This is a genomic window from Ohtaekwangia koreensis (assembly GCF_900167975.1).
In the GTDB taxonomy this organism is placed as follows: Bacteria; Bacteroidota; Bacteroidia; order Cytophagales; family Cyclobacteriaceae; genus Ohtaekwangia; species Ohtaekwangia koreensis.
Genome location: NZ_FUZU01000001.1, coordinates 456,545 through 467,360 on the forward strand (window position 1 = coordinate 456,545; position 10,816 = coordinate 467,360).

A 10,816-nucleotide genomic window follows, 5' to 3' on the forward strand; every position below is an offset into this window, starting at 1 on the left:
AGGTGTCACTCGATTTATTGCAGTTTCAAAATGCCATAAATATTACTAACCGGATAAATACCCTGCGTACCCCGTTTAGACAAGCGATATAGTATAAAAGTACCTCGTTGCGTAGTACCTTATACTATAAAATGGAAATGAAAGGTTTTGATTAGGTATAGGCAGTTGGTGTAACCTTTGGAAAAGTATCAAAAAAGGTACATTCGCTTTTTGATTTCGAAAAACTTTCGCTATGACGGGGATAAAAAAGTATATGACCGCGACAAAGAAGAACTTGAGCCTTAGCTTGTTGTCACTTATTACTTCTTACTCTTTGGATCTTTTTTGGCTAACGATGAAAAGAATTCTTCAGGTGTGAGCTTATGAATAACAAGCAGCTTACAAAGGGTTTTCAAAGTAATATTTGTCTTACCATTTTCTATCCGCCAATACTGCATCCTTGACAACTCATGATCAAATGCAAAGTTCTCGTAGCTTGTATAGCCCTTCTTTTTTCGGAGTTCCGTGAATTTCACGGCCATCTGCTCAATAAGTTGCTGTAAAAGCTGCTCTTCCTTCACAGCCGAAAATTCCACCCTATTAGCCGAAAATGTTACACCAATTTTGGTGCATCGTATTTGATGCTTTACTGATAACCATTTTCATCTCATTTGGCAGATTATGAATGAGCATACCCGTGAAGCAGTTCAGCGCGACCTTCTAAGATATACCAGTCAGCAGATATTAAAAGTTTTACGCAACGAGCAGTCACTATACAACATGATTTGGTTGTAAACGCCCGTGATAGAAAGCATCAGGTGTGGGAGCACAATTCATTGAGTGTATCATTATGGTCCAGTAAAGTTCTTTGGGAGAAGATAGACTATATACATCAGAACCCGGTTAAAGCCGGCCTTTGCAAATACTCTGAAGATTATTGTTACTCCAGTGCTTCCTTTTATTATAGCGGAAACAAACGCTGGGATTTCCTGGTGCATATTGACGGATAGTGTTAAGTGTGAGTGTGAATGTTTGTTGGTGAAGAACACCAACAAAGGCATGAGTTCTTTGGGAGAAGATAGACTATATACATCAGAACCCGGTTAAAGCCGGTCTTTGCAAATACTCTGAAGATTATTGTTACTCCAGTGCTTCTTTTATTATAGCGAAGACAAACGCTGGGATTTCCTGGTACATATTGAAGGTTAGTGTTAGGTGTGAGTGCGGGTGTTTGTTGGTGAAGAACACCAACAAAGGCATGAGAAATGCGTTAATACGATGAACTGTAAAGCGTATTAATGTTTTGCACGCAAGTTGTAATCGAGTTTAAGTATATATACTTTATAATTCATTTTTGGACTATAAACTTAATATACTATATTCGTTTGCTAACGTTTATATAGGTAACGATGTTCTTATATTGGAATGTTGTGCGCAAGCCTTCGGATAGATTTGAGACAGACTTATGAGACTCTTGATTACTTCAATACTATTGACGATTTGCTTTACTGCCATAGGACAGTTCCTTTCGACAAAAAAGGCACTGACATTTTATCCTGGAACGTACATAGACACCGAGGCGAGGTACACCGATCCTACGGGGGTAAACGTAATAATACAAAATAGTTTACCTAAGTGGGGAACACCGTTACTTGATTCTGGGAGAAGAGAACAGGGATTTAGTAGCTTGATATTTTTTAATCGCATCATTAATGAAGCAAATGATCCAATAGAAGTAACAATAGATTTTCCTACTGATTTCTTCTCTTCTCCTGGCTCGCCTGATGGTTACCTTAAGATATTTCTCCCACAAGACAGCATGACGCTAGACAAAGAAGCTGCGTATAACTATGGCCTTACAAGTTTAAAGTCGCTTTTTGACCATGGTTCAGCTAAACCAACTACGTTTCATAAAATTATATATCCTAGGCAAGAATGCCTTTTCTATCTTGTAATACTTTTTAATCAACCAAAAGCTCCGCAAGGTCAGGGGTTTTATAATACTGGTACGAGAGCCGGATTTGGCTTAGAAGCACACAGCCTTTTTTATAGAATTAACCAGATGGACTTTATACGGATTCCCTGCGGCCAGATTGTTTTAAAGAAACTTTAACGGGCTGTTATAATCTGCTAAAACGGCATAGAAGGCAACGATGTTCTTATACCCGAGCGTTGGCGGTAATGGGCAGGACAATCTAAATGAGATTTTAAAAATGGGACTAAATACAGAACAGTGAAAATAGAAAATCAATTATTGTCGACAATACTTCTTTTAAATTTCTTGACGTTTGCTAGTTGTAGCGAGAAGAAACCTGACACTAGCAATAAAACTAAAAATCCTTTTGGCAGTGCTTCAAATACTGAGAATAAAATATTACAACCTTGCCGCTGGACATTTACAGTTGAACAAAGTGGCAACGGGGAAGCTATGTTAGTTAGTACAGCGAAGCTGGATTCGGGATGGCATTTATATTCTCAACATATTCCAGGGAAGGGGCCTTCCACGGAATTTACCTATGATAGTTTGCAGACTTATAGACTAATAGGAGAAACTGAAGAAGGTGAGACAATAAAGAAATATGACTCCAACCTAGAGATGGAAGTTCTCTATTTTGAAAGGGACGCGGTGTTCAAACAAAAAATCAAACTTGCGAGTAAAGATGATTTTATAATTAATGGTGCTATTGATTACATGGTTTGTCTTGATCACGGACAATGCTCTCATTTTGATGAAGAAATATCTTTTACGGTGAAAGGAAGCTCTTCGATAACTAATTGACCAAAACGTTAGCAGCAACCACCTTTGGACAATGAAAGAGGTGAACGTAATAAAAATTGAAATTGTAAATTCCACACTAGGCTCCCACACCAGTTTATCGTTACATTAAACATACCCGTATGGAAAAAGAATATCGTGCAGTCTGAGTTGGCCATCGCGCAATACTCTAAAGATTATCTGGCTTCAGCTATTTTCAAACATAGTATATCTACCCAGATCAACCAGTTACCACTCTGGGAAAGTAAACGCCTTCCAAAAATTGTCCAGGTATAATAGCTCACCGATTTTAAATGTATACTTCTGTTTGTTTGTGGATAATATGCCTATGCTTTCCGTTCCTAGAGGCTTCTGGTCATAGTTACCCTCCGTACTCACAAACCGCAGACTTTGCAGTTCGTTACTTTTTCGCAGCTGTTCTCTAAAATGCCTCAGGTGTTCAGCGTACGTCTCTACGGCAGTCTTGATACTATATTTGCCTTCAGCGGTAATTTGACGAGGAACTCCTCTATAAGAAAAGTTAACGCGCCTCATATACTCACATGTGCCCTGGTCGAAAATAATTTTCGCACAAAAGTCAGTCAATATAGTATCGTTATCGGCTTTCAGGGCTTCTACTAAACCACTGTACAGATCATTCAATGTTGTGAATCCATATCCTTTTCTCGGTTTGCCGAATGAAAGTACTTTACCATTGTTGTTGATATATCCTGACTTATCCTTCAGCGCTATGGTGCAGGTATCACTTTGAAACACACCTATATGATCATAAACAGAAGTAATACGACTACCAGTTGAGTCAATGATGGAATATCCTTTATCAAGTTTTACAGTATAAAATGGCCCATTTCTCGTAATGTCACCGTACTCGAACTTTGTGAGTACTTTGTTTTTGAGTGTCAGCAATGCATAGTGCTTCTTTTGCGCGGCTTTCAATCTGACAACAGTATATGACTTTAAGAATGCCAGCGTATCGTATTGGAAGGGGATAATTGCCTTGCTCATACTATTCACCATCCCATATTTACCCTTTTGCTTTACAATAAACTGATCGTGGTAGTAGTCACTGATCTGATCGTACTTACCGGATAATATATAGCCAGCTTTTTTTGGGTCGTATAATTGTTTTATGCCCTGATCACTTGTAATTTGAATGAACAAGCTTTTTTGACCATCGCTTTCAAAAACTGCAATCTTGTTTTGATTACTTATAAGGAGCTTTCCACTATTGTCAAAAAGAGAATACCGGTTGCTCTTAACACCGATATAGCACTGGGTTGGGATGGCTTTGATAATGTCATCATATTCTGCTGGTATATTTTGGCACTGCGGGCCGAAAATATATACACCTTTATGGTTATTCTTTTTTACTAAAGCAATAAATGTTGAATCATTCCTGCCGTGAGTGACGTAATCTTCATACGTCCAGTTGTCTTCAATCTCAATATCGCTATACTCTGCAGCAATGATCATTTTGCCAGACCATGCGTGATATAGGCCTTTGCGTTGGTCGCGCTGTGTTACGATAAACCTCCCGTTAGAAGATAGGTCCTCAATTGATAAATATATTACCGGCAAAATTACCTTGCTGGTTGAATAATTTTTTAACCCATATAAACCGTCTTGCTCGAATTTTACGGCCGGTATTTCTTCGGGTATCATAGCGGTTGCTTCTCCCTCTTTTTCCTGTGCAGAAGAAAGGCTACGGAATACACAAAGAGCAATAAGTAGTACACTGTATTTCATGGATTCAAAAATGGAAATCTCAGCCAATATATTTCCGTCAATGTCTAAAATCAAGGATGTGGATATTTAATCTTAGTGGGGTGCCCGTTGCATTTTTATTCCTCTATGCGTTTGTTGGTATTCTTCACCAACAAACCACACCCCAAGCCCACACCAGTTTTATCGTAATTTCAAATATACCCGTTGTAGAAAAGAACAGTGTGTAGCCATTATTGCACATCGCGCAATACGATAGAAGTGAAGTATATACTCACGCCTTTATTGGTGAAGACGACACCAACAAAGGTGTGGACGTGGTGTTATCCGAGTAATTGCATATATTTCGATGTAGGACCAATTATACCTTATGAGGCCGCTCTGTTACTCGATTACGTTGATATTGTTTTCCTTCTTTAGTTTCGGACAGTCAAGAAAGGAGAGTAAAAACGTTGAAGTTTCTAATATCCTTGTAGGATCTTGGAAAATGGAATATGCAATATACAACGGATACCTTGAAGGTGCTGTTTTTCGCGATACAAGTACAGTCTTTCACATTGATACGATCCAGTTTTTTAGTGATAGGACTTTTCGATTTAAAACTCATGACACGGGGAACACCCATATCCAGACTCATACTGGCAACTGGGAAATAGCGCATAAGGGGAAAGTACTTATTCATAAAAACAGACAGACTCAGCCGCCTTTTGAAGGAACATTGCCTGACCTATCTTTTCCTATACGAATGATTAACGCTGACAAAGTAAGGATTAACTACAGTGTATATATAAAGGACAGTTCGGCAACAACGACAAGTAATACTCCGGTTTTTTTTAAGAGGATCAAGTAATAAAAACCCATGCCTTTATTAGTGTTCTTCACCAACAAACCACACCCGCTCTCCATACTAATTTAACGTTACTATAAAAAATATACCGTTGTGGAAAAGAACAGTACGCAGCCATCATTGCGCATTGGCCAATACGCTAAAGATCATCCGGATTTCATAACTGTTACATGCCTCGAATGGAAGCCAGTTTTACATGATGATCGTTTTAAAGAAATAATTATTTCCAGCTTGTCCTTTTTAAGTAAAGCGAATCGCGTTACGGTATATGCCTTTGTTATAATGGATAATCACTTTCATCTCATTTGGCAGATTATGAATGAGCATACCCGTGAGGCAGTCCAGCGCGACTTTCTAAGATACACCAGTCAGCAGATACTAAAAGTGTTACGCACCGAGGAGTCACCTATACAATACGATTTAGTTGTAAACGCCCGGGACAGGAAGCATCAGGTGTGGGAGCGCAATTCATTGAGTATATCGCTATGGTCTAGTAAAGTTCTTTGGGAGAAGATAGACTATATACATCAAAACCCGGTTAAAGCCGGCCTTTGTAAGTACTCTGAAGATTATTACTATTCCAGTGCTTCCTTTTATTATAGCGGAGACAGACGCTGGGATTTCTTGGTACATATTGACGGGTAGTGTTAGGTGTGAGTGTGGGTGTTTGTTGGTGAAGAACACCAACAAAGGCGTGGGGTGTGAGTGTTTTGTCGGTGAAGAACACCAACAAAGGCATGGGGACATCCATATATAGTTGTACATGATCCCATGTACTCCCCAGCGATAGCCACTTTTCATTCTCAAAGGGTTATTTAAATTTGTAAAAATTTATCTGAATGAAACAGCAGCTTCCAATTTTGTTAAAGAAGTTAAAAGACAATTCTCTCCTGTTTAAGGATGTGATTGCGTTTATTGAAACTTACTACACTTAGTTTATTTGCAGAGCATTATCGATCGGTATTAGAGAATCCCGATGGAACTGATCACCAAAATATCAGGCAGTTTATGCTCCACGGCTGGCCAGGGATAATTTTTGAAGGACAAGCTCTGGTTTCAAAGTAATTGGGGATTTAGCTTATGTGTTTATCGTAGTAAGAACGATATATATACTGATCTCTGAAACATATTTTCTTAAATTGTAACAAAGAAGTAAAATGAAGATCGGACAGAACTTTAACCAGCTGACTTTGAAGGAGTACTTCTTCTACATCGACAATCATAAGAAGTATACTGACTTTAATACCCTGGGACTTTATAGATCAATAATTGAGAATGAGAAATTGACCTTGGATGAGAAGATCGAGGTAAGGGAGTATGCACATAAGTTCTTCCAGAAGACGTTTGACTTTTTGCAATTGAAAGATCCGGATACCTTTTTTTGGGTATCGACAATTGGGCAATCATTAACAGTAGCAGACGAAAAGCAAATTTGGTCTGACATTATCGCCAATCAAGAAAAAATTCTCAAAGACAAAAGGATTAAGCACCGAAGCTTTGGACAATACTCAAAGCATAATTGTGGATATGATGACTGCAAGTTCAATGGAGTTATGATTAAGAAAGGTTCTCCTTTAGCCGAGAGAAGCATGTTTTTTCATGGTGATAAAAGTAAGTACCAAGCAAAGGTAAAATCGGAGAGGCGGAAAAAGGAAAGAAAAGATGAACAGCATATAGTTCACAAATCAATGAGCGAAGAGTAGAACAACACTCCATGGGCAACGATGTTCTTATATCGAATGTTGGCGGCTATTATGAAAAGGCTATATTGATAAAAATATCCACAAACAAAATAATGAAGATGAAAGGAAGAAAACTATCAGAATTAACAGACCAGGAATTGTTGTTAGAAGCAAAAAAAATGAAATCAACGGCCATAACGAATGCTGTATTAATTGGATTTCTGATAGGAATTGTAATCTATAGCATTGCGAAAAGCAGTTTAGGATTTTTTACACTAATCCCTTTATTCTTTGCGTTTAAATTGATTAATAATTCAAAGTATAGTAAGAAAGAATTAGAGAATCTTTTAAGTGAGCGAAATTTGAAATGAAACGACAGCTTTAATTTCTGCAGCGTCAAAGGAAGACTCGAAGCATAGTTGTGGATATGACAGCTATGGTTTCACAATCAATGAGCGAAGAGTAGAATGCAACGATGTTCATATACCAGTGTGTCAGTAGCAATTTTTACCATCATTATCTTGTATGAATGCAAATGCACGAAGACAAATTAAGGACATCCAATTCAGAGCCGAACACCTGATAAATGGTAGTCCTACAATGGATGATATTGAGGAGTTTGACCAATACAATGAAGAGCTCAAGAAATATTTGATCAGTAACTTATTGGACTCTGGATTAATTGAAAGAGTTAAACAAATTCCTAGAGTATTGGAAGAGTCCGACAACCAGGTTGTAACCAGAGGAATTCTTTCTGCCTTCTTCGCAATGTTTGCATCGGGACTAGTAACCTATTTTCAAGAAAGGCATCGCATTGAAAATTCAAAGGACTCCATTAGAGAGGCTCGAGGAGCATATGCAACTATTGAATTTTTTATTCGAAATTCTGACTAACAGAAAGCCAGTGCTTTGTTGGTGTTCCTCGGCCAACAACACTTAGCTGTTAATCAATATCTTTAGATTGCGTACGGTAAGCAACCTATAATTTATATGAACGTGCAAGGACAAATCAAAGAGTATATTGCTAGTCAACCTGAACCAAAACGCAGCGACATGCAAGCGTTGCACCGCATCATTCTGCAAGTAATGCCAGCATGTAAATTATGGTTCCTGGATGGTAAAGACAGTGAAAGTAAAACTGTTTCTAATCCTAATATAGGATATGGACAATATACCATAAAATATACTGATGGAAAGACCAAGGAGTTTTATCAAATTGGTATCAGTGCAAACAAAACCGGAATCTCTGTGTATATACTTGGCCTCGATGATAAGACATACTTAGTCAAAACGTACGGCGAAAAAATAGGCAAGGCCAGTGTAACCGGATATTGCATTAAATTCAAAACGCTAAAGAACATAAATATTGAAGTGCTTGAGGCGGCAATGCGATATGGGGTTGAGGCGACTGGCAAAATAAACTAACCATGGATTACGGAAAACTCCCGAAGAGGTTCCCACAAATCCACAGCGGGCTATAGCCACAACTATAAATGAAATTTTCTAATTTGCGGACGTCCTAAATATGGGAAGCTTACACCCAATGATGAGATCGGTTTTATTTATACTACTCTTAATTTCTGTTGAAACTTTCGGACAGGACAACACAAGAAGAACTCCAACTTTAGGACACCAAGTTGACCTGAGTGCCCAAGACGATGCTAAGTATAAAAAGGATAAATTTATAGATGTAGCGCACTACGATATTGTTGGATACTCATTTGATTCACAACGTGCCTCTTCAGAACTAACATCAGACTCAATTGACTATTCGGCAAAAAATGCTGCTGACTTAAGTTTTAAGACCGCTTGGGTTGAAGGCGTTCAGGGATATGGCGTTGGTGAATCGCTGACCTTTGGTTTACAAAGCAATCACCCGGCAGTCACTAAAATTGTCGTGGTTAACGGCTTCGTTAAATCGAAGGAAGAATGGGCAGAATACTCACGCGTTAAGGTGCTTGAGATGTTGGTAAATGGTATACGCTTTGAAAAACTAAATTTAGCCGATACAAGACAACTGCAGGAATTCTCCTTATGCCAAAGATTGGATCCGATTTGCGAACGCACCTTTGATAATAGAATTTGAAATACTTGATGTTTACAAAGGCGCCAGGGGTGAAAAGACAGCGATAACCGAAATATATATTGGAGGGCTAAGCGTTGATAAGTAAAACCGCCATTGCAGAGACATCAAAGAACAATTCAAAAGTTGAATATTTAAACTAATGATTTATGAAATTTGTCAAGTTAGTTCCCAATGTGTTTTATATAGATATTCAAGATGCCCTGAAACTGTTTGTCGATTGTCTGGAGTTTAGTATTAGGCACGATGAATTGAAATCAGATAATCCGTTTTGTGTAATTGAAAAAGATGGGCTGCATATAAATCTTTTTCAAAATAGGAAATTAGCAAAAGAACATAACCCTGAATTTAGACTTGTAACGAATGATATAGAGGAAGTATATAGAAAGATAAGTTCATCGCATCCAGAGTTTCTGCATCCCAACCTTAGTAAAATTACGCTTCGCCCATGGGGTGCAAAAGAATTTGCTGTAACGGATAAACAATTAGGTATTGTCATTCAGCAATGGTGAAGTGAAAATACACGAATAGAGTAACCGCGAAGAGTTTACTACGGTTTAGTTGATATGAATACGAAAAAGTGTCCATGCACGAGCAACTCAAATACCAGATAGAAAAGTTAATACCACTAACAGATGATGAGTTCGCTTTCATTCGATCTCATTTTATAGTTAAAAATTTTAAAAAGGGAGAATTCCTTATTCAGCAAGGTGAGGGTGTTGCGTATCTGTACTATGTTGTATCAGGACTTTTGAAATTGTTATATAACGATGAGTCAGCAAAAGAACATATAGTCTCCTTCGCTATGGAAGACTGGTGGGAGAGTGATTTTCAGGCTTATTATACGCAGACAAAAGCTACCATGTCGCTACAGTGTATTGAAGATACCGATGTGTTGTGCATCTCGCTTGAAGACTATAAGAAGTTATGTGAAGGGTCTCAGAAAATTGAGCGTTTCTTCCTTGAAAAATCTATTGCCGGTCATATAGCATCGCAGCAACGCATATTGTCGTTCATTACCTCCAATGCTGCAGAACGCTATGAGCAATTGCTGAAGCGTTATCCTCAATTAGTACAGCGTGTGCCTAAATCGTTGCTGGCTTCGTATTTAGGAGTCTCACGTGAAACACTTAGCAGACTTTCTTCTTTTTGTAAATAGTGATATTTATCACGCGACTAAAATGTGCATTGTTTTCAGCTTTGCAGTATATATTAATAATTGCAACAAAATACAAACACAAAAATTAAACAAATGGAAAAGCGAATCATTAATCCCTGGCAATGGCAGGATCAGCGGAGTTATGTGCAAGCCGTTGAAGTAAAGCAATCACAAAGTATACTTTATTGCTCCGGACAAGCAGCAGTACATGCTGATGGACAATCAAGCTCAGGAGATATGAGAACACAACTGATCGAGTCTATACAAAACCTCGAAAAAGTTATCATTACGGCTGGGTATGAGTTTAAGGATATAGCAAGACTGAATATCTATACAACGTCAGCAGACGAGCTCTTTACCTGCTTCGATGTTTTTCAAGATTGGATCGCAAAGCATGGCATTAAACAAGCAAGCACCTTGCTTGAAGTAAAAGGTCTTTTCGAAACACTTAAAGTTGAATTGGAAGCTACGGTGATAAGGTGAGCTTGGATAAGGAATTTATAGGTAGAGACTTTATTTTTATGTGCTTCTGTTTAGATGATGGATTGGGCTGAAGAATACTACTCTT

At 38.2% G+C, this 10,816-nt stretch carries 15 protein-coding genes; 13 read left to right on the forward strand and 2 right to left on the reverse strand.

From position 1 onward, the window contains the following. Nucleotides 1-299: 299 nt before the first annotated feature. Nucleotides 300-575: a helix-turn-helix domain-containing protein gene (locus B5Y40_RS01950; RefSeq protein WP_079685026.1), complete on the reverse strand. Its 276-nt coding sequence runs from the start codon at nt 573-575 to the stop codon at nt 300-302. Nucleotides 576-1,444: 869 nt separating this feature from the next. Between B5Y40_RS01950 and B5Y40_RS01960 the strand changes: the two genes are divergently transcribed. Both B5Y40_RS01960 and B5Y40_RS01965 read left to right on the forward strand, forming a co-directional pair. Beyond that, nucleotides 1,445-2,092: a hypothetical protein gene (locus tag B5Y40_RS01960; protein WP_079685028.1), complete on the forward strand. Its 648-nt coding sequence runs from the start codon at nt 1,445-1,447 to the stop codon at nt 2,090-2,092. Nucleotides 2,093-2,212: 120 nt separating this feature from the next. Next, a complete protein-coding gene (locus B5Y40_RS01965; RefSeq protein ID WP_079685029.1) occupies nt 2,213-2,758 on the forward strand; it encodes a protein-disulfide reductase DsbD domain-containing protein in 546 nt (181 codons plus the stop codon). Between the two features lie 225 nt (nt 2,759-2,983). Here the strand turns inward: B5Y40_RS01965 and B5Y40_RS01970 are convergent, their stop codons facing one another. Next, nucleotides 2,984-4,555 carry a WG repeat-containing protein gene (locus B5Y40_RS01970; RefSeq protein ID WP_143785571.1) on the reverse strand — a complete coding sequence of 524 codons (1,572 nt, stop codon included), beginning with the start codon at nt 4,553-4,555 and terminating at the stop codon, nt 2,984-2,986. Between the two features lie 292 nt (nt 4,556-4,847). Here B5Y40_RS01970 and B5Y40_RS30075 point away from each other — a divergent pair, with 292 nt between their 5' ends. From B5Y40_RS30075 to B5Y40_RS02025, 11 genes are all read left to right on the forward strand, one after another. Then, nucleotides 4,848-5,327, forward strand: coding sequence for a lipocalin family protein (locus B5Y40_RS30075; RefSeq protein ID WP_079685031.1), 480 nt, complete (start codon nt 4,848-4,850; stop codon nt 5,325-5,327). Between the two features lie 90 nt (nt 5,328-5,417). Next, nucleotides 5,418-5,969: an REP-associated tyrosine transposase gene (locus B5Y40_RS01980; RefSeq protein WP_221408858.1), complete on the forward strand. Its 552-nt coding sequence runs from the start codon at nt 5,418-5,420 to the stop codon at nt 5,967-5,969. A 270-nt stretch (nt 5,970-6,239) separates the two neighbouring features. Beyond that, the gene (locus B5Y40_RS01985) at nt 6,240-6,389 is read left to right on the forward strand and encodes a HopJ type III effector protein (protein ID WP_245840531.1); all 150 of its coding nucleotides are present in this window, start codon (nt 6,240-6,242) and stop codon (nt 6,387-6,389) included. Nucleotides 6,390-6,514: 125 nt separating this feature from the next. Further along, nucleotides 6,515-7,027 carry a hypothetical protein gene (locus tag B5Y40_RS01990; RefSeq protein WP_245840455.1) on the forward strand — a complete coding sequence of 171 codons (513 nt, stop codon included), beginning with the start codon at nt 6,515-6,517 and terminating at the stop codon, nt 7,025-7,027. 11 nt (nt 7,028-7,038) lie between these two features. After that, on the forward strand, nt 7,039-7,377 hold the full coding sequence (locus tag B5Y40_RS01995) for an FUSC family protein (protein ID WP_245840456.1): 339 nt from the start codon (nt 7,039-7,041) through the stop codon (nt 7,375-7,377). A 154-nt stretch (nt 7,378-7,531) separates the two neighbouring features. Next, entirely contained in the window at nt 7,532-7,900 is a 369-nt protein-coding gene (locus tag B5Y40_RS02000) for a hypothetical protein (protein ID WP_079685034.1), read from the forward strand. A 96-nt stretch (nt 7,901-7,996) separates the two neighbouring features. Beyond that, nucleotides 7,997-8,431, forward strand: a complete 435-nt coding sequence (locus tag B5Y40_RS02005) for a DUF1801 domain-containing protein (protein WP_079685035.1) — start codon at nt 7,997-7,999, stop codon at nt 8,429-8,431. A 118-nt stretch (nt 8,432-8,549) separates the two neighbouring features. Further along, nucleotides 8,550-9,092, forward strand: a complete 543-nt coding sequence (locus tag B5Y40_RS02010; protein WP_079685036.1) for an NADase-type glycan-binding domain-containing protein — start codon at nt 8,550-8,552, stop codon at nt 9,090-9,092. 146 nt (nt 9,093-9,238) lie between these two features. Beyond that, a complete protein-coding gene (locus tag B5Y40_RS02015) occupies nt 9,239-9,601 on the forward strand; it encodes a VOC family protein (RefSeq protein WP_079685037.1) in 363 nt (120 codons plus the stop codon). A 74-nt stretch (nt 9,602-9,675) separates the two neighbouring features. Then, nucleotides 9,676-10,248 (forward strand): Crp/Fnr family transcriptional regulator, encoded by a 573-nt coding sequence (locus tag B5Y40_RS02020; protein ID WP_079685038.1) that lies wholly within the window; start codon nt 9,676-9,678, stop codon nt 10,246-10,248. Nucleotides 10,249-10,341: 93 nt separating this feature from the next. Beyond that, nucleotides 10,342-10,731: a RidA family protein gene (locus B5Y40_RS02025; protein ID WP_079687052.1), complete on the forward strand. Its 390-nt coding sequence runs from the start codon at nt 10,342-10,344 to the stop codon at nt 10,729-10,731. The last annotated feature ends 85 nt before the right edge of the window (nt 10,732-10,816 follow it).

Coding starts and splice junctions, on each gene's coding strand:
- B5Y40_RS01960 (WP_079685028.1), top strand. CDS start 1,445: ATGAGACTCTTGATTACTTCAATACTATTGACGATTTGCTTTACTGCC.
- B5Y40_RS30075 (WP_079685031.1), top strand. CDS start 4,848: ATGAGGCCGCTCTGTTACTCGATTACGTTGATATTGTTTTCCTTCTTT.
- B5Y40_RS01995 (WP_245840456.1), top strand. CDS start 7,039: ATGGGCAACGATGTTCTTATATCGAATGTTGGCGGCTATTATGAAAAG.
- B5Y40_RS02000 (WP_079685034.1), top strand. CDS start 7,532: ATGAATGCAAATGCACGAAGACAAATTAAGGACATCCAATTCAGAGCC.
- B5Y40_RS02005 (WP_079685035.1), top strand. CDS start 7,997: ATGAACGTGCAAGGACAAATCAAAGAGTATATTGCTAGTCAACCTGAA.
- B5Y40_RS02010 (WP_079685036.1), top strand. CDS start 8,550: ATGATGAGATCGGTTTTATTTATACTACTCTTAATTTCTGTTGAAACT.
- B5Y40_RS02015 (WP_079685037.1), top strand. CDS start 9,239: ATGAAATTTGTCAAGTTAGTTCCCAATGTGTTTTATATAGATATTCAA.
- B5Y40_RS02020 (WP_079685038.1), top strand. CDS start 9,676: ATGCACGAGCAACTCAAATACCAGATAGAAAAGTTAATACCACTAACA.
- B5Y40_RS02025 (WP_079687052.1), top strand. CDS start 10,342: ATGGAAAAGCGAATCATTAATCCCTGGCAATGGCAGGATCAGCGGAGT.